General features: G+C 43.6%; 20 protein-coding genes. 17 read left to right on the top strand and 3 right to left on the bottom strand.

Going from position 1 to position 23,308, the window contains the following annotated elements; genetic code table 11:
- The first annotated feature begins 78 nt into the window (after positions 1-78).
- On the top strand, positions 79-1,542 hold the full coding sequence (locus G586_RS0100150; protein WP_026526048.1) for a hypothetical protein: 1,464 nt from the start codon (positions 79-81) through the stop codon (positions 1,540-1,542).
- A gap of 70 nt (positions 1,543-1,612) precedes the next feature.
- Here G586_RS0100150 and G586_RS0100145 read toward each other — a convergent pair whose 3' ends face one another.
- Together G586_RS0100145 and G586_RS0100140 are read right to left on the bottom strand one after the other, a co-directional pair.
- Positions 1,613-2,368 carry a hypothetical protein gene (locus tag G586_RS0100145; RefSeq protein WP_026526047.1) on the bottom strand — a complete coding sequence of 252 codons (756 nt, stop codon included), beginning with the start codon at positions 2,366-2,368 and terminating at the stop codon, positions 1,613-1,615.
- A 14-nt stretch (positions 2,369-2,382) separates the two neighbouring features.
- The gene (locus G586_RS0100140; RefSeq protein ID WP_026526046.1) at positions 2,383-3,042 is read right to left on the bottom strand and encodes a DUF4230 domain-containing protein; all 660 of its coding nucleotides are present in this window, start codon (positions 3,040-3,042) and stop codon (positions 2,383-2,385) included.
- A gap of 135 nt (positions 3,043-3,177) precedes the next feature.
- Between G586_RS0100140 and G586_RS0100135 the strand changes: the two genes are divergently transcribed.
- From G586_RS0100135 to atpC, 13 genes are all read left to right on the top strand, one after another.
- The gene (locus tag G586_RS0100135) at positions 3,178-3,999 is read left to right on the top strand and encodes a lysozyme inhibitor LprI family protein (RefSeq protein ID WP_026526045.1); all 822 of its coding nucleotides are present in this window, start codon (positions 3,178-3,180) and stop codon (positions 3,997-3,999) included.
- Positions 4,000-4,171: 172 nt separating this feature from the next.
- Entirely contained in the window at positions 4,172-7,993 is a 3,822-nt protein-coding gene (locus G586_RS0100130; protein WP_026526044.1) for a diguanylate cyclase, read from the top strand.
- 153 nt (positions 7,994-8,146) lie between these two features.
- Positions 8,147-9,946 (top strand): aspartate--tRNA ligase, encoded by a 1,800-nt coding sequence (gene aspS / locus G586_RS0100125; protein WP_026526043.1) that lies wholly within the window; start codon positions 8,147-8,149, stop codon positions 9,944-9,946.
- Between the two features lie 270 nt (positions 9,947-10,216).
- Positions 10,217-10,495 carry an AtpZ/AtpI family protein gene (locus G586_RS0100120; protein WP_026526042.1) on the top strand — a complete coding sequence of 93 codons (279 nt, stop codon included), beginning with the start codon at positions 10,217-10,219 and terminating at the stop codon, positions 10,493-10,495.
- Positions 10,496-10,548: 53 nt separating this feature from the next.
- Positions 10,549-10,983 carry an ATP synthase subunit I gene (locus tag G586_RS0100115; protein WP_026526041.1) on the top strand — a complete coding sequence of 145 codons (435 nt, stop codon included), beginning with the start codon at positions 10,549-10,551 and terminating at the stop codon, positions 10,981-10,983.
- A gap of 9 nt (positions 10,984-10,992) precedes the next feature.
- Complete coding sequence (locus tag G586_RS0100110) at positions 10,993-11,754, top strand: F0F1 ATP synthase subunit A (RefSeq protein WP_026526040.1); 762 nt, start codon at positions 10,993-10,995, stop codon at positions 11,752-11,754.
- A gap of 293 nt (positions 11,755-12,047) precedes the next feature.
- Positions 12,048-12,329, top strand: coding sequence for an ATP synthase F0 subunit C (gene atpE, locus G586_RS0100105; RefSeq protein WP_026495813.1), 282 nt, complete (start codon positions 12,048-12,050; stop codon positions 12,327-12,329).
- Between the two features lie 49 nt (positions 12,330-12,378).
- Positions 12,379-12,882 (top strand): F0F1 ATP synthase subunit B, encoded by a 504-nt coding sequence (atpF, locus tag G586_RS0100100; RefSeq protein ID WP_026526039.1) that lies wholly within the window; start codon positions 12,379-12,381, stop codon positions 12,880-12,882.
- Positions 12,879-13,418, top strand: coding sequence for an ATP synthase F1 subunit delta (gene atpH, locus G586_RS0100095; RefSeq protein ID WP_026526038.1), 540 nt, complete (start codon positions 12,879-12,881; stop codon positions 13,416-13,418). Before atpF ends, atpH begins: the two co-directional genes overlap by 4 nt.
- Positions 13,419-13,448: 30 nt before the next feature.
- Positions 13,449-14,969: a F0F1 ATP synthase subunit alpha gene (gene atpA / locus G586_RS0100090; protein WP_026526037.1), complete on the top strand. Its 1,521-nt coding sequence runs from the start codon at positions 13,449-13,451 to the stop codon at positions 14,967-14,969.
- An 18-nt stretch (positions 14,970-14,987) separates the two neighbouring features.
- Positions 14,988-15,845 (top strand): ATP synthase F1 subunit gamma, encoded by an 858-nt coding sequence (gene atpG / locus G586_RS0100085; protein WP_026526036.1) that lies wholly within the window; start codon positions 14,988-14,990, stop codon positions 15,843-15,845.
- A gap of 97 nt (positions 15,846-15,942) precedes the next feature.
- Positions 15,943-17,340 carry a F0F1 ATP synthase subunit beta gene (atpD, locus tag G586_RS0100080; protein ID WP_026526035.1) on the top strand — a complete coding sequence of 466 codons (1,398 nt, stop codon included), beginning with the start codon at positions 15,943-15,945 and terminating at the stop codon, positions 17,338-17,340.
- 9 nt (positions 17,341-17,349) lie between these two features.
- Positions 17,350-17,751, top strand: coding sequence for an ATP synthase F1 subunit epsilon (atpC, locus tag G586_RS0100075; RefSeq protein WP_026526034.1), 402 nt, complete (start codon positions 17,350-17,352; stop codon positions 17,749-17,751).
- 826 nt (positions 17,752-18,577) lie between these two features.
- Here the strand turns inward: atpC and G586_RS24380 are convergent.
- Positions 18,578-19,336: a hypothetical protein gene (locus tag G586_RS24380; protein WP_051204299.1), complete on the bottom strand. Its 759-nt coding sequence runs from the start codon at positions 19,334-19,336 to the stop codon at positions 18,578-18,580.
- A 307-nt stretch (positions 19,337-19,643) separates the two neighbouring features.
- Between G586_RS24380 and G586_RS0100060 the strand changes: the two genes are divergently transcribed.
- The 3 genes from G586_RS0100060 to G586_RS0100050 all read left to right on the top strand — a co-directional run bounded on the left by G586_RS0100060 (position 19,644) and on the right by G586_RS0100050 (position 23,117).
- The gene (locus tag G586_RS0100060) at positions 19,644-21,005 is read left to right on the top strand and encodes an MATE family efflux transporter (RefSeq protein WP_026526033.1); all 1,362 of its coding nucleotides are present in this window, start codon (positions 19,644-19,646) and stop codon (positions 21,003-21,005) included.
- Between the two features lie 347 nt (positions 21,006-21,352).
- Positions 21,353-21,988, top strand: coding sequence for a DUF4867 family protein (locus G586_RS0100055; protein WP_026526032.1), 636 nt, complete (start codon positions 21,353-21,355; stop codon positions 21,986-21,988).
- 100 nt (positions 21,989-22,088) lie between these two features.
- Positions 22,089-23,117, top strand: a complete 1,029-nt coding sequence (locus tag G586_RS0100050; protein WP_026526031.1) for a LacI family DNA-binding transcriptional regulator — start codon at positions 22,089-22,091, stop codon at positions 23,115-23,117.
- The last annotated feature ends 191 nt before the right edge of the window (positions 23,118-23,308 follow it).

Genomic DNA, 23,308 nt, shown 5'->3' with positions numbered 1-23,308 from the left:
AAATAAGTAATGAATGGTAAAATGAGTAAATGCGGTCACGAGATACCGTGTAATTATTTACAAAACGGAGGGAACAAAATGGGGAAATTCTCAAAACTTGGCGCTGCTGCCTTGGCAATAGCGCTGTCATTAACTACGCTTGCGCCCATAAGCGCAAATGCTGCAGGATATCCAACAGTGGATATCGAATTGTCTACTACCAAGACAAATCAGACATTTGACGATGCTCTGATCACCGAGAACAACACAGTTATCTATTCTACAACTGATAGAAATGCGTTCACGGTTGAATGGGACAAGTATAAGAATCTTCAGGGCTATAGCCGTGATTCATCTTCTACAGATGGAAAGAACTATACTTACTACATTATCCAGAAAACTTATAAGAATGAGATCACAGGTGCTGTAGGACTTTCAAAGGCTGATGTATCACCTAATTCTCAGTATACAGAGGAGAAAACTCTTACAAAGGAAGTTTATGTTGTTGCAGGAGAGCCTACAATTCTTAATGTGGAGCTGATGAATGGTGATACCGCAATTAAGAAAGTAAAATCTTCAAAGAAGAAGGTTGTTACAGCAGCTCTTGATAAGAAGCACAAATCAGTAACTATTACCAGCTCTCATCCGCAGATTTATTCAGACAATACCGGATATTACTATCGCAAATCAACAGGAGAAAAGGTTTACATTCCGAAGAGTGCAAGTGGCTATTCTTATGATAAGGAGTCTGCTGAATACAAGAATTCAAATGCATCAAGTGCATCAATCGGTATCCTTTTAAATCCCAAGAAGGCCGGAACATCCAAGGTTTCCTTCAGTATTTACAACAAGGATGGACAGCAGACAGCAAGAGTATCTGTTAAGGTTATTGTAAGATCTGATAATGACGTGTTTAAGACACTTTCATTTGGCGGAAAGTCACTGATTCAGAAGAAGTATGGTAACAGTGATTATATCAACTATGGCAAGAGAACAAGTGCATATGATCTTAATGTGACAACTAAGGCTAAGGGTAAGCTGATAGTTAAGCCCAATAAGGGATATAAGATTGTTAAGATCCAGGTAGGAACATATACAAAGCCCACAAAGATCGGCGGTTATTCTTATGATGTATATACTAATACCTACCACAACAGTCAGAGCGAGTATTCTTCCAAGACCAGAAGCGGTAAGGGATACTTCACACACCATGACCGCAACAAGGACGGAGATTATCTTGATAAGGTTTATGGCAGCTATGAGAGCGAAGTAGGAATGAAGTATCAGACTGTTAAATCCGGTAAGACAATTAAGCTCGGACAGTACGCTTACAATGCTGATTCGGTTACAACAGCTTCCACTTCAACATACACAAGCGGAGGCGGATGCGGCTGTGACAGCACACCTGTAACTACTACTACTGAAGCATCAACAACTACAAGATCTTCATATGATCAGTATGCTAAGACAAATATTCTTATAACATACTATGACCAGAGAAGTCGTGCATATCGTGTTACAACTTACTCACTTTACAGACCTGTTAAGGGTAAGAAGAAATAATTAGTATGAGATAATAATATAAACAGAGGACAGACTAGCCTGATTAAGGCTCGCCTGTCCTTTGTTTTTGTTAGTTGTTCCTATCTGACCAGAAAATAGTCTTTACCATCCATACAAGAAAAACAAAAACCAGTATCGGCACGATACAAGCGGTAACTATCATTACTGCTAAAGACTCCAAAAGACTGGTGATAAAGGATGTCATCTTATCGACTGTTTTACTTGTCAGTGTGGTAAGTTCACCAAGGAATCCCTGATCTGAATCTTCACTCAAATCGAGTTCGTTATATTGTGTTATTGCTGAGTCGACCTTTTCTGCCTGAGTTTGGTAGATTTTATCTGACAAAATTACACTGGCAGGGACTATTAAGTATATCACCGCACCGATAAGTGCAATTCTAAAGGCTATGGAATAAAGGGTCTTTTTTCCAAGAAGAATACCGGCAATGATAATTAGGCAGGCAATCGGTATGAGCACCCTGAAGGTGACATACCCCGATAGTGTTATCATGAATTTTTCAAGGTACAGGGCGCTGAGTATAAGAAGAAAATATGTTGCCAGTTCAGCCAACTGCTCTGAAAGTGGTGTACACATATCGCCTGGGAGCAGGGAAAGTGTTGCTGATGCTCCGGCAGCTCCGCCCGATAAAGTCATGACGGTTTTTATCTTGTCATTGGTCTGCGTGATTGAATGGGTGTGAGTTGCGGGATCGGCTGCCCAGTTTGAAACCTTTGTAAAGGATATTACTGCTATAAGAAGGACGACTATTATCAGTGTGACTTTTTGTAGAGTAATTTTGGGTGTAGCTTCTGTATTGTTTGGCATCTGTTTATCCTTCCTTATCTGAATTCAATTTTAAATCCGCTTACGGATGGGAAGTTCTTTATAAAATTCCCGATAAGAGTTTTTGCCTGTTCATCCGAGCGTTCTATTATTCCGTTTTCAAGAGCTTTCTTTTTTGCTGCTTCTTCGAATTCAGCCAGTGAAACATTGTAGTCCTCAAGCTTCATGGGATTCCATAAGGAGTCTTTTTCCGAATATACCTTAAAAGTGTTTTTATCAACACTTACTGTCTGAATTTCTGAATCCGGGATATCTACAATGATTGTCTTTTTGGCTTCGTCTTTTGATATAGTGATCTTCTCAAAATCAACACCTGCGGTAACGGTTCCGTCATAGCTGTAAGCAATTTCAGAGGATGAGGGAATAAAGCCGAGCAGGTTCTTTTCCTTGGTATAGGTCTCTACCTGAGTGAAGTAGTATTCCTGGGTTATCAGGGTTCCCATGTTTTGCAAACCATCCTGTATGGTTTCTACATTTACTGTGATAAGGACTTTGTCACGTTTCTCAATTGAAGCTGCTGTTGTCGCTGTATCCGGTACTTCCTTTTCATTTTTGCTGTTTTTGGAAAAATCAATACATAAAATTAGTATTGCTATAAGAGATGCTGCAATGATCACCGAATATATGATATTTCGGGGCTGTTTAAGATTGTCCATGGGGATCCTCCTCAAAAACTCATTACTCTTTTCATTATAGTTGTAATTAAAGGGGCTTTACAACTATAATAAATCGAATGAGAGAGGGAGATATGGTGGTTTGTGATTGGGCTATGGAAGTTGGAGGAGCTTAACATGAAACGGATAAAAGTAGCATTGCTTGCTATGGGGATAACTGCTATGATGACAGGCTGCACTCCCACTATGCAGAATGAGGCGGTCATTACAGATGATGGGGCATATGAAGCTGTTAGTACCGAGGATGATATAGTTGTTAATGATGATGAAAATAATGTGAGTGCTGAGAGTTTAGATGCCGGCGAAAATGCTGATGAAAGCTCAGAGAATGAAGAAACTTCTGAGGTAGCAGAGATAGAAGAAGAGAGTGCTGGGGCTTCTTCGGATGAGGCTGCAGAGCCGGATAATAATGCTGATTCAAATGCAGATGCCAAGGTAGATGATGAGGATTCAAGCACAGACTCCGCGGCAGATTCAGATGCGGAAGCTCAGGCTGAGGAAGAGTTGGGAACAATTCAAAAAGAGCTTGCTGAGGTTGAGGCAAAGTCGGTTGAAATAGAGAAAAAGACCTGGGATGTTCTCCCGCAGCAGGATTTGAATCAGCTCACAGGTGAGTGGTATGAGCTATGGGATGCAGAGCTTAATTCTCTTTGGAGCAGGATAATAGAGAAGGTGACACCTGAGAAAAAGGAAGAACTTCTTGCGGATCAGAGGGAGTGGATAAAGCGAAAGGAAGCGGCGATCAAGGCATCCGGCGAAGAAGCTCTTGGCGGTTCACTTCAGCCGCAGCTTGAAAACGGAACAGCAATGAGATACACAAGAAAAAGAGCATATTTTCTTGCGGGTGTCCTGGCTGAAGAGCTTGGAGAGAAATTTGAAATTCCTGCCGAGGTTGAACCCAGTCTTGTGGATGTGGATTCTGAGCCTGAGCCCCAATAATTTCATATAAATAATGCAAACTGGTTCCCGGGATATTGATGTCCCGGGAATTTATAATTTCTTTATGATTTCTTGCCAGATGCTTCATTGAGTGCCCTATTTTCCGGTGATAGAATTAATCTGTAATATTGCGAATATTATTCACGAATATTTGTGAATTTGAAAAGGACACATGATGGATAAGTTTAAGAGATGGCAGACCTATGCGCTGATGATTGTCTGCGTTCTTCTTAATCTCATAGGCAGATATATTGCAACTACGCTTCAGCTTCCTTTCTGGCTTGACGCGATAGGTACGCTTATTGTGGCCATTGAGCTGGGGCCTGTTTGCGGCGCTATTTGTGGTGCGCTTTTAAATATTATCCTTGGATTTTGGGAAGCCAAAACCTTTGCATATGTTATTGTGTCAATTTGTATTGGTGTGTCTGCGGGCATTTTCTTTTCAAAATCCAAAAACTTTTCAGTGTTCAGAGTTCTATCCTTTGCAATCTTCACGGGATTTCTTTCCGTGATTTTATCCACAACACTCAGTCTTAGGCTTTATAACGGAAGGACAGGAAATATCTGGGGTGATGGTCTTATCGACATGATATCCCGGGATGTGAATGTTCCGCTTGTGTGCTCGTTTTTAGGCGATGCTTTTGTTAATGTTCCGGATAAGGTACTGAGTGTTCTTGCTGCTGTAGGGGTGGTGCTTCTTTACAGAAAGTGTACCGACAGAAGGAAAAAGCCGGCAGCAGAGAAGATGATACTGCTTTTCCTTGTTCCGCTTGCTTCACTTATGGTTACCACGCGCGTTAAAGCATTCGATATGAAATCGGAGTATTCAGCCGTTTTGTATGATACAGATGACGGCCTTGATACCATGGAAATAAATGCGATCTGTCAGACTCCGGATGGATACGTGTTTGCCGGTACTTACGCTGGACTCTACAGGTGCGACGGAAATAAATTTGAAGAGGTCGTCCTTGATGACAGAATTAACAATGTAATGGCTCTCTTTGTTGACTCAAAGGGGTTTCTTTGGATAGGCACTAATGATAGTGGAATGGCAAGGTATAACCCGGAGACAGGGCAGACTCTGTTTTATACAACATATGAAGGGCTCTCTTCTAATTCAGTTAGAGGATTTTGTGAGGACTTAAAAGGAAATATTTTTGCGGCTACTGCTACTTCACTCTGCATGGTTGGAGTGGACGGAAGAATAAAAGTTTTTTCTGATGAAGAGCTGTATGGCGTCAGGTCCCTTGCATGTAACAGGCTGGGTATTGTAGCCGGAGTAACAAATGGAGGTGAGCTGTTTTTTACAGAAGGCGATGTACTTATTAAGAAGCTTCGACTAAATGAAGATAATGCTTCCTATGCTGCAGTAGGAACCGGAGATAATGAACAGTTTATCGTGGGTACCACCTCGGATTTTGTCATTAGAATGACTGTTGTGAACAAGCAGGTCATTCCCGGAAAAAAATACACGATACAAAATGCGGAGTACTTTAACAAAATATATTATTCGGAAGAGAATAACGGTTATTTTTATTGCTGCGAAAAGGGCAATGGCTTTTTGACCAAGGAAGGGAAAAGCACGGATATGTCCACTACTGAGTTTACGAGCAATGTAATGGATATCGTGGTGGACTATCAGGGTAATGCTTGGTTTGCGTCCAATAAGCAGGGGATCCTCAGATATTCCTGGAATCCTTTTATGGATATTTTTGCAAAAGCCAATGTTGAAAAAGCTGTGGTGAACTGCGTTCTTGTAAAGGATGGACTGCTTTATGTAGGGACAAACAGCGGGCTTATCACTATAGATCTGAAGACTTATTATGCTGTTCCTATTGATTATCCCGGTTATTTCAAGGATGTCAGTATCAGGGATCTGATGGAGGATTCAAAGGGTAATATCTGGGCGAGTACTTACGGAAGACACGGTCTTATAGAGCTTAAGGCAGACGGCGGAATTGAAACATACAATGAGCATAATCGTGGGACACTTGGAGGAAAATTCAGGACCTGTCTGGAGCTTGAGGATGGGACAATGGTTGCGGCTACGACAATGGGTCTCAATTTTATCAGAAATGGCGTTGTGAAAAGGACAATGGGTGAAGAAGAGGGGCTTACTACTCAGGTTCTTAGTATAGTTGAGATTGCGGATGGGGATATTCTTGTCGGAACTGACGGCGATGGAATCCTCATTATTTCAAATGGGAAAATAATACACCGTTATGCCAAGGATGATGGCATGGAATCGTTGGTTATTTTAAGGATTGTTCCCTGTGGCGAGGGTGAGTATATCTATGTCACCAGTAATGCGCTTTATCATTATAAGGACGAAACTATAACGAGGCTTACGAATTTCCCTTATAACAATAACTATGATGTGCATTTTACAGAAGACGGAAAGGCATGGGTGGAATCCAGTGCCGGTATTTTCATTGTTGATCGGGATGATCTTATTAACAATGTTCAAAATCTTAACTATACACTTTTGAATAGAGTCAGAGGCTTGTACTCGACGCTGACTGCAAATGCGAGAAATGCTTATTATGGCGGGAATCTGTACTTGTGCTGCACGGATGGAGTAAGGAGGATATCTGACGGCGAAGATAATTTTGTGGATAAGTACTATGACATAAGAGTAGGAAAACTCGTTGCGGATAATGTTGTGATAGAACCGGATGAGAAAGGCGATTATATTGTACCTGCTACATCGGGGCGTATCGTGTTTGATGTGGCAGTTCTCAATTTTACATTATCAAATCCGCTCCTTCATATATATCTTGAGGGCAGTGGTGATGAGGGAATTTTGTGTACCCAGAGGGAAATGCAGCCCCTTAGTTATATGAACCTGCCCTACGGAAATTATAAGCTGAATGTTGAGGTGTATGATCAGGCGGGAAAAGAGATTATCCGTAAAGAAACCTTCAATGTTTTTAAGGACTCGCAGATCTTTGAAAGAGGATATTTCAAGGCATATCTTTTTACGGTATGTACTCTTTTTGTAGTCTTTGTAGGATGGTTTATCGGAAGGATCGGAGTCGGTATAAATAGCCTTGAGAGATGGCAGAAGGAAGCAAAAATTGATCCTATGACCGGTTTTTGGAATAAGGGATATTCCCAGGAGGCACTTGTGGATATCTGCAAGAACACAGAGGGTATCCTTATGGTCATCGATCTTGATAATTTTAAACTTGTAAATGACGTGTTCGGACATGAGATGGGCGATAAGGTCCTTGTTGAGTTCGCTGACCTTGTGCGCTCATGTATCAGAGATGATGATTTTGTCGGAAGAATCGGCGGTGACGAATTTGTGGCCTTTATAAGAGGCGCTACGGAGGAGCCTGCTGTTGCGGAAAAAGAAAAATACCTTAACGAACAGATCTTAAAGAGTGGTGAAGATCTCATGGGAAAAGAGATGGGCATACCGCTTGGTGTTTCTATTGGAGCAGTTTCAACAGACAGCGAGGGAGGCGATTATACGGAAATGTTCAGAAAGGCAGACAAGGCGCTGTATAGCGTTAAACAAAACGGAAAACACGGGTATGCAATTTACAGAAGTGAGAGTCTGAATCTTGGCGAGGAAGGCGAGATTAAGGCAAACGGTGTTGCCGGGATAAAGATGATCCTCGAGGAGAGAGGCGCTCATAAGGGTGCATATCTTGTTGATCTTGATAAGCTTCAGATGATTTACAGACTGTTTTCAAGAATGGCCAAGAGAACCATCGTGAATGTTTGGATCGTGCAGTTTATACTCACGAAAAATGATGGCGGAGAGGTTGATAAGGATATGATGCAGAATCTTATCGATGTACTTACCACAAATCTGAGGAGCAATGATGTGATGGCGCCAAACGGCAAGAATCAGGTGATACTGATCCTGACTGATATCAGCGCCGAGAACGGGCATACTCCGATTGACAGAATAATGAACGCCTGGAATAAGGTTAACGGACATGAGGAGTATACATTAACCTACGAGACGGAAGGGATGAGTTAAGCCTTCTCCCTTTTAGGGAGAAGGTGTCAGCGAAGCTGACGGATGAGGGTTATTTTTTCTTCACACAAATGCACTATATGTGCTAAAATGGTTTCTGATATTAATTACGCGCCCTGAATATCGGGCGCTTGTTCATGTTAAGGAGTGATAGAAATGCAGTCACGTACACATACTTGCGGCGAGCTTAGAGCCGAGAACGTGGGAAATAAGGTTAAGCTTGTAGGCTGGCTCGAGAATTTTCGAGAGGTTGGATCAGAGCTTGGCTTTGTGGTTTTGAGAGATTTTTACGGAACAACTCAGATTGTCGTTGAGACAGAGGACATGATGAAGGTTGTTAAGGGAATCAACAAGGAATCAACTATTTCTGTTGAAGGAACTGTAAGAGAGAGAAGTTCCAAGAATCCCAAGCAGGCAACCGGTGATATCGAGGTTGTTCCCGAGAAGATAGAAGTACTTGGACGTTGCAGATACAACGAGCTTCCTTTTGAGATAAACAGAAGCCGTGAGGCTGATGAGACAGCACGTCTTAAGTATCGTTACCTTGACCTTAGAAATCCTGAGGTTAAGAAGAATATTATCCTTAGAAGCAATGTTATTGCAGCTCTTAGAGCATCAATGATAGAGCATGATTTCATGGAGATTACAACACCTATTCTTACAGTGTCATCTCCTGAGGGAGCAAGAGATTATCTTGTACCTGCAAGAAAGCATCCCGGAAAGTTTTATGCACTTCCCCAGGCTCCTCAGCAGTTCAAGCAGCTCCTTATGACATCAGGTATCGATCGCTATTTCCAGATCGCTCCCTGCTTCCGCGATGAGGATGCAAGAGGAGACAGATGTCCCGGTGAGTTCTATCAGCTTGACATGGAGATGGCTTTCGCATCTCAGGAAGATGTATTCGAGATCTGTGAGGATGTTCTTCCTCCTATCTTTGCTAAATATGGTACATATGACAGAGCATCAGGTGCTCCGTTTGCAAGAATTCCTTATCGTGAGGCTATGGAGAAGTATGGTTCAGATAAGCCTGATCTTCGTATCGACCTTACAGTTCAGGATGCTACAGAGGTTCTTAAGGATTGCGGATTTGGTCCTTTTGCAACCAAGGCTGAGGATGGCAGCGATACAGATGTAAGAATTAAGGCTGTTGTAATCTCAGACTTCAAGGAGAGCCGCAAGTTCATCGATAAGACTATCGGTGATGTAGAGGTTCAGGCAGGTGTTAAGCCTTACTGGTTCAGAATAGATGAGAATAATGAAGTAGTTGGTGGTATCGCTAAGTTCGTACAGGAGAACAAGGACGCTGTTATCTCAGCGCTTGGTCTTAAGGCCGGTGATCTTGTAGTTCTCAGTGCAGGAAAACTGCTTCAGGCTCAGAAGACAGCAGGTGTTGTTGTTAAGACCTTTGGTGCTGCTGTTCCCGGACATATGGACAAAGAGCAGTACTCCTTCTGCTGGATCGTTGACTTCCCGATGTACGAGATCGGTGAGGAGTCAGGTGAGCTTGAGTTCTGCCACAATCCTTTCTCAATGCCTACTGGCGGAATGGAGACACTTCTTAAGGCAGAGCGCGGCGAGTTGGATCCTCTTGAGATCATGGCTGATCAGTATGACCTTGTATGTAACGGTATCGAGCTTTCATCAGGTGCTGTTCGTAACCATGATCCTGAGATCATGATCAAGGCATTTGAGCTTGTTCGTCTCGGTGAAGAGGACGTTAAGGCTAAGTTCCCTGCTATGTACAACGCATTCTGCTATGGTGCACCGCCGCACGCAGGAATTGCTCCCGGCGTTGATCGTATGATCATGCTCCTTTCAGGTGAGCCTACAATCAGAGAGGTTATTCCTTTCCCGATGAACAAGAACGCTCAGGATATCATGATGGGCGCTCCCGGAGAGGTAACAGAGAAGCAGCTTGAGGAGCTTCACATTAAGACTGTAGTTGACGAGCAGTAAGCAATAAAGAATATCAAGAAGCGAGACAGAATCGACTGTCTCGCTTCTTTTTTTATACAAACCCAGTGTCTGTGCGGAATATAATGAAATAAAACTAAAATGTTTGTAAAATCGAATACAAAGAATTGTTTTTTCTGACTAATACTTGTATTATTGAAATATATGTTGCGTTATTGCGCTCATTTTTAAATTTTTTCTGAAATGAGATGCAAAAACATAGCCGATTTCTTTACAAATTGAGTTTAAAGCAGAAAGCTAAAGACAATATAAATGATCAAAAAAACTACTGATTTTTCAAAAATAATGACCCAGTTCGCGATGGTTGGTCAGCTGGGCTTATCCCTTGTAACACCGCTTCTTATTTGCATATTTGTGTGCTACATGCTAACAACAAAGCTCGGCGTAGGTGGCTGGGTTTATATTGTCGGCTTTTTCTTTGGGCTCGGAGGCTCTTTTATGACAGCTTACAAGGTTTATCTTGAGGTTGAAAAGAAGAACGAAAAGAAAAAGCGCTCGGAAAATGAAGTGAATTTTAATAAGCATATTTGAAGACGCAGATAGCGCAGAGCTACAGATAAATTTGAGGAGAAAAGAGTTTTGTTATGGTAATTCAGGACGCAGTTAAGAAAGAGACCAAGTTCATTGCTGTGGGGACAGCGGTGGCGAGTCTTCTTGTAATTGTTTTGTTTTTTGTGTTGCATCAAGTGGTGCCTCAAGATGCGCCTTTTGGCTACAAGGTACCTTTTGATTATACAGTCTTCTTAGGAGCGATAGGCGGAACGCTTGTCGCAGTGGGTAACTTCTTCTGGATGGGACTCACGGTACAGAAGATTACAGGAATGAGTGAAGAGGAGACAGATAGGGCAAGAAGTACCATGGCAGCCAGTCTTCGTTATCGTACGATGATGCAGCTTTTGTGGGTGATCTTGTCGATATTTGTACCGGCCATTAACCTTGTGACCGGGGTGGTTCCTCTGTTTATTCCGAGTATTTTAATAAAAATTCGCGGGATTTTATCTGCGAGGAAAGGAAGGTGAAAATAAAGTATGAACTTTGAAGTAGCCGGCAGTAAGATCTATTACACCATTCACACCGGCATACCGATTCTTGGTGATTTCAATATCACTGAGACTCTGGTAGTAAGCTGGATCGTAATGGCGATCATAACGCTGCTGTGTATCTTCCTGACGAGAAACCTTCAGGTCGAGAATATTTCAAAGCGCCAGGCGGTTGCAGAGATGATTGTCGAAGCGGCTCACAATCTGGTTCGAAGCAATACGGGCGGCACCAAGTTTGATTGGCTGATTCCGCTGGTATCCGCGATATTTGCAACAAGTATCGTATCGAACCTCATATGCCTCGTTGGACTTAGAAGTCCGACAGCCGATCTTTCAACAGAAGCGGCATGGGCTGTAGTCGTATTTGTAATCATTACTGCATGCAAGATCAAAGCTGGAGGATTCCTTGGATATCTGAAAGGATTCACCACTCCCATCGCTGTAATGACACCGTTCAATATTCTTTCCGAGTTGGCAACGCCTGTAAGTATGGCTTGCCGTCACTTCGGTAACATCCTTTCGGGTATAGTTATTGACGGACTGATCTATGCAGCACTTGCCATTGCGTCTTCCGCATTATTCGGACTCATACCAGGCGCTGTGGGTGATGTACTTTCAAAAATTCCGATCCTGAGCGTCGGTCTTCCGGCAATTCTGGGCGTTTATTTTGACTGGTTTACAGGATGTATGCAGGCGTTTATTTTCTCAATGCTGACGATAATGTATATCGCAAATGCAGCAGAGGGGTAAAGAATTAGAAAATTAAATATTTTAATTGCTTTACCCCTCATCCGCCCTTCGGGCACCTTCCCCCCAAGGGGAAGGCATAGAATAAAGCCCTCCCCCCAGGGGGAAGGCATAGAATAAAGCCCTCCCCCCAGGGGGAAGGCATAGAATAAAGCCCTCCCCCCCCAAGGGGAAGGCATAGAATAAAGCCCTCTCCCCAGGGGGAAGGCATAGAATAAAGCCTTCTCCCTGGGGAGAAGGTGGCACGAAGTGCCGGATGAGGGGAAGCATACAAAAAAATCTAGGAGGATTTCAACATGAGTGATTTTCAGATTTTAGCAAAAGGTATTGCACTTGCAGGATGCGGTATTGGTGCCGGATGCGCACTGATCGCCGGTATCGGACCTGGTATTGGTGAAGGAAATGCCGTTTCTAAGGCTCTTGAGGCAATTGGACGCCAGCCTGAGTGTAAGGGTGACGTAACAAGTACCATGCTCCTTGGTTGTGCTATCGCAGAGACAACAGGTATTTATGGTTTCGTTACAGGCCTTCTGCTTATCTTCGTAGCACCGGGCACATTCATGAACTACCTGAACTAATTAGATCAGTAGTTTATAGCCCCGCAGTAGAAATTATGGAGGTAAACGAATGGGCACACAGGACTTAGTAACACTCGTTCCGTGGACGTTCATAGCTCAGATCTGTAACCTTTTCATTCAGCTCTGGCTTATAAAGAAGTTCCTTTTCAAACCTATTAACGAGGTAATTGAGAAGAGAAGACAGCTCACCGAGCAGGAAATCAAGGGAGCAAGAGAAGCCAAGGCAAAAGCTGAAGAAATGAAGAAGGAATATGAGACAAGCTTATCTTCCGCACAGTCAGAGGCAGCAGAAATTGTTGCAAAGGCTCAGAAGGAAGCACAGGGCAAGGCTGACAACATCGTTAAGGATGCTGAGCAGCAGGCCAAGGGTCTCATCGAGAGAGCTGAAGCTGATATAGAACAGTCAAAGAAGAAAGCCATTAACGAGGCTAAGGATACCATCGGCGGACTTGCAATGGATATTGCAGGAAAAGTTGTGGAGAAAGAAATCAACGAGAACGACCATAAGAAACTTATTGACGAATTCATTAACAATGTAGGGGAGGCGTCATGACCAAGGCTGGAGATTTATACGGACAGAGTCTGTATGATCTGGCGCTTTCGGAAAACCTTACGGATGATATCTTAAGTCAGATGGAATCGGTTAAGGAAATTTTCAAGGAGAATCCCGATTATGTAACTCTTTTGTCAGAGCCATCGGTTCCGAGAAAAGAGAGACTAAAACTGGTGGATGAAGCATTTGACGGACAGCTCCAGCCGTACCTGCTGAACTTTATAAAGATCCTTATTGAGAGAGGACTCCTTAGACAGTTTTCAGCATGTACAAAGAGATTTAAAGAGAGCTACAACAAGGATCACGGCATTGCGGAAGCAGTGGTGACCAGTGCGATAAAGCTTAATGATTCACAGCTTAGCGCGCTTAAGTCAAAGCTTGAATCTGTCAGCGGAAAGAAGATTCTGCTAACTGAAAAAACCGATGAAACTGTTCTCGGAGGAATCCGGGTGGAGATCGAAGGCAAGCTCTATGACGGAACAGTACAGGGCAGACTTGATGAACTCCGCAAAAAGGTTGACGAGACAGTCCTATAAGTAAGAATAAAACCCACGGAGGCTTTTAGAATGGAATTAAAACCAGAAAAAATATCCGAGGTGATTCGAAGCCAGATCAAAAACTATCAAAATGCGATCATTCAGAATGAGACCGGAACAGTTCTTACCGTCGGTGACGGTATTTCAAGAGTTAGCGGACTCCTGAATTGTATGTCAGGAGAGCTTCTCGAGTTCGAGAACGGCACATTCGGAATGGCTCAGAACCTCGAAGAAACAGTAGTATCCGCGGTTCTGTTCGGAGAAGATGTTGGTATCAGCGAAGGACAGACCGTTAAGCGCACCGGACGCGTTGTTTCCGTTCCGGTAGGCGATGCAATGATAGGCCGTGTTGTTAACGCTATCGGACAGCCGATCGATGGTGCAGGCCCTATCGAATCAGATGATTACAGACCTGTTGAAATTAAGGCACCCGGCATCATCGAGAGACAGCCCGTTAAAGAGCCGCTTCAGACCGGTATCAAGGCTATCGACTCAATGATCCCGATCGGACGTGGACAGCGTGAGCTGATCATTGGTGACCGTCAGACAGGTAAGACCACGATCGCTATCGATACGATCATCAACCAAAAGGGTAAGGATGTTATCTGTATCTATGTAGCTATCGGACAGAAGAGATCCACAGTTACAGGCCTTGTGGCAGAACTGCAGGCAGCAGGCGCTATGGAGTATTCCATCGTCGTTGCAGCTACGGCTTCAGAGCCGAGCCCTCTGCAGTACATCGCACCTTACACAGGCTGTACCATGGGTGAGTACTTCATGAACAAGGGTAAGCACGTGCTGGTTATTTATGATGACCTTTCAAAGCACGCTGTTGCATACCGTGCTCTTTCACTTTTGATCAGAAGACCTCCGGGACGTGAAGCTTATCCCGGTGACGTATTCTATCTGCATTCAAGACTTCTTGAGAGAGCAGCTAAACTTTCAGATGAAAACGGCGGCGGTTCACTTACAGCGCTTCCTATCATCGAGACACAGGCCGGTGACGTATCTGCTTACATTCCTACAAATGTTATCTCCATCACAGATGGACAGATATTCCTGGAGACCGAGCTTTTCCATTCAGGTATCATGCCTGCGGTTAACCCCGGTATCTCCGTATCCCGTGTAGGTGGTAATGCGCAGATCAAGGCCATGAAGAAAGTTGCCGGAACCTTGAAGCTTATCTATTCACAGTACAGAGAGCTGCAGAGTTTCGCACAGTTCGGATCAGACCTTGACGAAGATACAAAGTCACGTCTTGCACAGGGTGAACGAATCGTTGAAGTTCTTAAACAGGATCGTAGTTCACCGGTTGCTGTTGAAAAACAGATTGCCATTCTGTACGCAGTTATTAACAACGTGCTGACAGAGGTTGCTGTTACTGATATTGCTGAGTACGAGGCAGGACTCTTCGAATTCCTCGACACAAATCCTGACGGAAGCGATGTTATGAAGACAATCCGCGAGACAGGAAAGCTTGAGGCAGAGACAGAAGAGAAGATGAAGAACGTGCTCAAGGCATATACGGACAGCTTTTTAAGCCGTAAATAAAACACGGAGGAATGATACATGGCTGCTAATATGAAAGCTGTGAAGCTCCGGATAAAAAGCGTACAGAGCACCATGCAGATTACTAAGGCGATGCAGCTGGTTGCAGCAAGTAAGCTGCGAAAGGCTAAGGAGAAGGCAGATAATTCAAAGCCATATTTGGATACACTGCTTGCAACTCTTAGAGACATTGCCGGCGGCAACACTGATTTCCAGTCACCTTACACCAAGGTTGGAAAAAGTGATAAATGGCTTTACGTTGTAATCGCGGGTGACAGAGGACTTGCGGGAGGATATAACTCCAACCTGTTTAAGTTCATGGAAAGCGAGACAAAAGGACGCGATATCGAAGTGCTTCCGATAGGTAAGAAATCAGTTGAGTACTTCAAGCACAGAAATGTTCCGATTTTCACAGAAGAGTTTGCGGAGGTTGCAAAGGTTACGGTTTCCGAATGCTTTGCAGTTGCCAAGCTCCTTTGTGAGGCCTATAAGGAAGAGAGATTCGGACATATTTTCCTGTGCTATACGGATTTCATATCCATGATGTCGCAGGTTCCGAAGGCAAGTTCAATTCTTCCGTTATCCGATCTTAAGGTCGAGGAAGAGGAGAAGAAAAAGTCGAAATCGCTGATTCTGTACGAGCCGGATAGTGAGACTGTTTTCAATACAGTCGTTCCGGAGTATTTGGCGGGAGTGCTTTATTCGAGTATCAATATCTCAGTTGCGAGTGAGCTTGCAGCTAGAAGAACTGCGATGGAAGCTGCTACCGACAACGCAGAAGAAATGATAGAAACGCTTAGTTTGTATTATAACAGAGCACGACAGGCAAGCATTACGCAGGAGATCACTGAGATCGTTGCCGGTGCTGAAGAACCATAATATTAAAATCCTAATCCGAAGGCTATGACCTAAGCCTTCCCCTTGGGGGGAAGGTGTCAGCGCAGCTGACGGATGAGGGGAAAAAGGAGTACTCACAATGAGTGAAAAACATATTGGAAAGGTAATACAGGTAACAGGACCTGTCCTTGACATTCGTTTTGGCGAGGGTGAGCTGCCGGATCTGCATAGCGCTATTGAGATTAAAAATGGTGATGCAAACCTTGTTGCAGAGGTTGCACAGCAGATTGGTGATGACGTAGTTCGTTGTATTGCCATGAGTTCCACGGATGGACTTGTTCGTGGAATTGATGCGGTTGATACAGGAAATCCCATCTCCGTTCCGGTAGGTGACGAGTGTCTCGGAAGAATTTTCAATCTTCTTGGTGAGCCGGTTGATAATCAGCCTGCTCCCACAACGCAGGAGAGATGGCCTATTCACAGACCTGCTCCTTCCTTTGAAGATCAGGTTCCTGCAACCGAGATTTTTGAAACAGGTATTAAAGTCGTTGACCTTATCTGCCCTTATGCTAAGGGTGGTAAGATCGGTTTGTTCGGTGGTGCGGGAGTTGGTAAAACTGTCCTCATCATGGAGCTTATCAATAACGTAGCAAAGGCGCACGGTGGTATTTCAGTATTTACCGGTGTCGGTGAGCGTACTCGTGAAGGTAACGACCTTTACGGAGAAATGAAGGAAAGTGGAGTTTTAAATAAGACTGCACTGGTTTACGGACAGATGAATGAGCCTCCGGGAGCTCGTATGAGAGTTGCTCTTTCCGGACTGACAATGGCTGAGTATTATCGTGATGTGAAGAATCAGGACGTGCTTCTTTTCATCGATAATATCTTCCGTTTCACACAGGCCGGTTCTGAGGTTTCAGCGCTGCTTGGCCGTATGCCTTCAGCCGTTGGTTATCAGCCTACACTGGCTACAGAAATGGGTGCTTTGCAGGAGAGAATCACTTCCACAAAGAAGGGTTCCATCACATCAGTTCAGGCTGTATACGTGCCTGCCGATGACTTGACTGACCCTGCACCTGCAACCACATTCACGCACTTGGACGCTACCACCGTTTTGTCCCGTGATATCGCATCTAAGGGTATTTATCCGGCAGTTGATCCGCTTGATTCAACCAGCCGTATCCTTTCTCCCGACGTAGTTGGTAAAGAACACTACGAGGTAGCAAAGGGTGTGCAGCAGGTTCTTCAGAGATACCGCGAACTGCAGGATATTATCGCAATCATGGGTATGGATGAGTTGTCTGATGAGGATAAGCAGACAGTATTCAGAGCACGTAAGGTTCAGAACTTCCTGTCACAGAGCTTCTCAGTTGCTGAGCAGTTCACAGGACTTCCGGGCAAATACGTTCCGCTGAAGGAGACCATCCGCGGATTTAAGATGATTCTTAACGGCGAGTGTGATGATCTTCCGGAGTCAGCTTTCCTGCTTGTCGGAACAATTGATGAAGTGTTCGAAAAAGCTAAGAAGAACGGATGAGGTTAACTTATGGCTACTTATCATTTACAGGTCGTATCCCTGGATGGAATGGAATATGAGGGCGAGGTAGAGAGGATCCTGCTTCGTACAGTAGATGGTGATGTTGAGATTTTAGCGAGACATACCAACTACTGCACCGGAATAGGCATGGGCACTGCTCGCGTAACTCTCGGTAATGGCACAGAGCGCAAGGCCGCCTGCATCGGCGGAATGCTTTCGGTAATGGACGGCGAAGTTCGTGTGCTTCCTACCACCTGGGAGTGGAGCGACGAGATAGATGTGGAACGCGCGCGTTCAGCGAAGGCCAGGGCAGAGGAAGCGCTGAAGGATGCGCAGCTCACCAAGGAAGCGAGAGTTCGCGCTGAAGCCAAGCTTTATCGTGCACTGGTGCGAATCGGTTCCGCACAGTGATAAATTATCCGGCTTGAATGGTGAATTATTACCGTACTTGTCAGATAAGGAATATTTGGTCTTGCGGTTTTGAGGGTTGATGGTTGCTGGTCGTGCTTTTCCCACACGAAGTGACTAATGATTTACATTCTCGGGGGAGATGTGAATTGACCTTAAGGGTACACGCTCGGGGGAGATGTGAACCTTTGCCGGAGGCGGCTTGCTGAGTTGAAAGCTAAACCTACCGGATAGAATTGAGACCTGAATAAGGCGCTGTGGCTTGCCTATATGGCTTGCTGCAGCGCTTTTCTGCGGAGGTTCGGCGTGAAAGTGCTGCATACGTCGCTTGCGGGAAGAGTGCTACATACGTCACTTGCGGGGAAAGCGCTACATACGCTACTTGCAGGAAGAGTGTTACATACGTCACTTGCGGGAAGAGCGCTATATGTACCACTTGCGGGGAAAACGCTGCGGTAGGTTGTTGGTAGCGTCGCGAACAAATTATTTCTCTATGTGTTTTTCAGCACAAGTTGTAAGTTGTAAGGCGAAAATTTACTATGATGCGGAAATTGATTCAATGGTACCCTTTTTGGCTTTTTATATGGCCTCCAGAAGTCTATGCCTTTAAATATATGGGACTTTTGGAAAATTTGGTAGGTAAAATGCGCAAACTATTCAATGTAGAATGGCTTGTTATTAAATAGATGCCAGAATTATAAGATTTGGTAGGTATATGCGTTAAAAAAGTACATACCAAATCTTCGAAAACGAGTCACTATTTAAAAAGCAAGAAGAAAAAAGGCCTATAAGAAAGAAAAATGCCTACCAAAAATATATTATTAACCACTTATTTAAAGAAGTGATACATTATCAAATTCTGAACATAACTTATATCGAGTGGACAATTCTTGGTTTCAAAGGTGAGTATTAAATTATCACCAGGGATATATCCGCAGTCAATGTAATTTCTGATCTTGCTGAACATGGTGTTCTGATAAGAAGACAGATCGGCTAATCCAAAGTGCTCCCAAATAATTAGCTTGCCAGTATGTGGATGACGGATTGTGAAGTCTGGATAAATAGTAAATTCACCGGCTTTAAATGCACATTCATATTTGTATGACAGCTGATTATTAAAAAGCTCATGAGCAATGATTGCTTCCGACTTAGATCTGACAAACTGTCCTTTAGGAGCTTTTACTGTAAGTGCCTCAGGATGAGTAGGATTTGAATCATATTGCTCATCACTAAGCCAGTCAAATTGATCACCTAGCAGAGGTAGGTAAGGTGAGTGCTCGCTTAGGATATTTCTTAGTTTTCCTGAAGTTCTGGCACTAGCATATGCTTTTATGGATTTTAGCTCATTTTTCATATCAGATATATAATCTGTAAGAAGCGTTTTCCTGGCAAGCTTCTTTGCATAAGTAATGTTCCCTCTAGGTATATAAGTTCTTGTGAACTTGTTATTTTCTTTCTTTTGGCAAAACCATTGAGAACCTTTGGCATAACAGACCAAAGTTCCCTCGGGAAGAGTTGCTGCTTCTTTTTCATATTCTTCAATTTTCGTTTTTAGCCATTCTTGGCGTATAGCAAAATAATCTAACATAACAAATCAAACCTTAAAAAACTATTAGTTAATTAGTAAATGGAATCTTCGGACGAAATGTCCCTGAAGTATTTAAGAGAATAACATATAATTACAAAAATGTAAAATATTCTTTTTAAAATGATAGCACAGGAAGACTCATACAGCAGAAAAGTGGGAATATAAAATGAATACAATGACTTAACATACTTAGGAATTATGATGTGATTTAATATGATATAATATATAGACAAGAAAATTGAACACAATTAAAATGGAATGATGATTAATGACAATTTTCATAATCTAGTTCATTACTGGTGAAAACATGAAAAATGCATTAAAAGCCAGAAAAGGCTTTTACCACGAACTCTTCGTGATCGTAATTCCAATAGTAATACAAAACCTCATAGCATCCGCTGTAAGCATGGCGGATGTTGTTATGCTGGGCAGAGTTGACCAGACATCAATTTCAGCATCAAGCCTTGCAGGGCAGGTTATGTTCCTTCTGAATGTGGTGTTCTTTGGGCTGAGCTCTGCGCTTACGATTCTTGCTGCACAGTACTATGGAAAACGCGACAGGAATACTATATCCAAAATTCTGGGAATTGGCCTTATAATCTCGCTTGTGATAACAGTGACTGTGGCGCTTCTTGCATTTTTCTTCCCGGGGAATGTGATAAGAATCTGGACAAATGTGCCGGAACTTATTGATGCAGGCGCAGTCTATTTGAGATATGTTGCGGCATCTTATGTATTTCTTGGGCTTACTCAGCCATATCTCACTATTCTGAAAAGCTGTGGGCGAATCAAATTTGCGGCGGGGCTTTCGGTAATGACGCTGATTCTTAACGTGGTTCTAAACGCGCTTCTCATCTTTGGACTTGGACCGTTCCCGGAGATGGGCATCGCTGGAGCAGCGCTTGCAACAACGATTTCCTGGGCGATAGGGTTGGTAGTTTGTATCGTTGATTACACCGGGCAGACAACGATTCCAAGAGACTTTGGTGTAATGTTCAGCATTCCCAAAGAGCTAATCGCAGATTTCATAAAGTACTCTCTTCCTGCATTTATCAATGATGCCATGTGGGGGTTGGCTTTTAACATGAATTCAATAATCATGGGCCATCTCGGTTCTGACATTGTTGCCGCCAACTCGGTGGTTTCTGTAGCAAGAGATCTTGTGACTGTGGTTGGTTTCGGAATCTCTGCGGCTGCGTCAATCATGCTCGGAAAAGAGATTGGCGAAAATCGAATAGAAGAAGCAAAGAAAGATGCATCCTCAATTATGAGGGTGGCGATTTTTTCGGGAATCATATCCGGACTTGTACTTTTTGCAATAAGTCCGATTGTTCCGGGACTTGTAAAAATATCACCTACGGCAACAGGGTACCTCAAAATCATGCTCTATATAAATGTTTTTTATCAGATGGGGCAGATAATCAATACAGTACTGATTGCTTCGCTATTCAGATGCGGAGGTGATTCCAGATTCGGAATGATACTGGATACTTCCTGCATGTGGGGCTTTGCGGTACCGCTTGGGCTCATCAGTGCATTTGTACTTAAACTGCCACCGCTAACGGTATACATTCTTATGTGTACGGATGAGCTTGCTAAAATGCCATTTGCAATTCACCATTATCTGGCAGGAGATTGGATTAAGAACATTACCAGAGACAATCTGTAGTGGATAAAAATATCCCCGGAAATATGGATTAAGAAGATGTGATAATGATTTTATAATTCCGGAAAATAGAAGAAACGATAGGGCAGTGTGCTTTTATTATTAGCACGTTGCCTTTTTTGTTTAATAAGAAATTCGTACGGAGATCTTGTTGGTAAAGGTTTTGGGGGCCTGAAATATACTGAAAGCCGCTGTCTTGTGAGGGATGCAAGAAATGAGAGGGTGAAATTTGTATAATTCTGATAATTGAAGTAAGTGGGCTTTTCACATATAATGTGTGTACGTTAACGGAAATGCACAAGAAATACACAATATAACACATTTTATTAAGAAAAAGCGGGGTAGGAAAGATGGTAATTAAAAGCGTAACAGACAAAGAATTCAAAGAGTACGGCAGAATCGTTGAGGGATACAGCGTAGCTGAGATCCTTAAGACACTTGAGAACGATACACCCTGTCCGGACGACGTAGTTTACGTTGCAGAGGATGAGAAGCTGATGGCTACAGCTGACACCAAGGATCTTGGCACAAGCCTTTTCGGCGGTATGCCTTTCCAGTTTGGTTACTGCAACGGTCACAACACAAAGATGAACTGCATGGAGTATCACAGAGACAGCGAGTTCAACCTTGGTACAGAGGATTTCATTCTTCTTCTTGCTAAGCTTAGCGACATCGAGGATGGCAAGCTTGATTCTTCAAAGGTAGTAGCTTTCAAGTGCCCTAAGGGTGTGCTTGTTGAGGTTTATGCTTCAACTCTTCACTATGCACCCTGCCACGCAGATGCTTCAAAGGGCTTCAAGGTTCTCATCGCACTTCCCAAGGGAACAAACGTAGGAACCACAGAGACAGCAGGCAAGAATCTTGATGACAGAACACTTTTCGCTACAAACAAGTGGCTTCTTGCACATAAGGATGCATCTGAGATCGCTGATGGTGCTTATGAAGGAATCACTGGCGAGAATATCGATATTGCAGGACTCATCTGATCCTAGGTGATAAAACAGACTTTCTTCCCGGGAAAGTTGTCCCCTATACAGTTTTTGTATCAGGGAGAAAATGTCACAAAGTGACGGATGAGGGGTTAGAATGGCAACAATTAACGAGATAGCCGAGCTTGCAGGTGTTTCCATCGGAACGGTGGATCGCGTACTGCACAATCGAGGCTATGTGAAGGCCGAGACTCGTGAACGTGTTGAGAAGGCCTGTGAAGAACTGCATTATGAGCCGAACAGGGTGGCACAGGGCCTGGCGGTCAGAAAAAAGAAGCTGAAATTTCTTTTTATGATTCCCAAGACCCAGTATAGTCCGTTTTTCATTCCTGTCAGAGAGAGCGCTGAGAAAAAGGCAAAATCTCTCGAGGCATATGCGGCAACCACAGATATTATCGAGTATCCCGACACGGCAGCTGAGGAAGCGGCTCTTATAAAAACACTTAAAAAATCTATCGGTGAATACGATGGCGTGTGTATCACAGGTACTGTATCACCAATAAATGATCTCATTATAGAAGAGCAGAAAAAACGTGATTTTCCGCTTGTTTTCTATAACAGCAGACTTGATGGAGTGGAGCATCTTGCATATGTGGGATGTGACTACATTGCATCAGGAAGATTGGCAGCAGGGCTTTCCGCTATGGCCGGAGGCGATGCAGCCAAGATATGCTTTTTCACGGAGTATGACAGCATCAAAGAGAGTGCTACCGAGCGTATCAGAGGTTTTTCAAACGAGATGAGCTCAAGGTATCCGGATATGGAGCTCCTTGGAAAATGGAGTATTTCTCTTGATCGCGAGGAGAATAAGCGCGCGGTAAGGGAGATGTTTATCAAGTATCCCGAGACCAATGTGGTCTATGTCATAAATCCCAGAGATTATGACATATGCAGACTTATTGCTGCGGAGGACACAGAACACAAGATTAAGATCATTACTAATGACCTTGTTGCAGTCCAGTATGAGATGTTCCACAAGGGGCTTATCAGCGCGACAATCTGTCAGGAACCTGAAAAGCAGGGCAAGCTGTCGCTGGAGATTTTGTTTAATTATCTGGCGTACGGCACAGTGCCTAAGAAGGTGAATTACACTGAACTCAGCATACATATTGAGCAGAATTTGTAGACCCTCATCCGGTGCTTCGCACCACCTTCCCCCAAAGGGGGAAGGCAAAATAATAAAGCCTCCCCTTGGGGGGAGGAAAAAAATAAAGCCTTCCCCAGAGGGGGAAGGTAAAAAATAAAGCCTTCCCCAGAGGGGGAAGGTAAAAAATAAAGCCTTCCCCAGAGGGGGAAGGTAAAAAATAAAGCCTTCTC

Source organism: Butyrivibrio sp. VCD2006, assembly GCF_000423925.1.
GTDB lineage: Bacteria > Bacillota > Clostridia > Lachnospirales > Lachnospiraceae > Butyrivibrio.
This window is presented reverse-complemented; position numbering and strand designations above follow the sequence as displayed.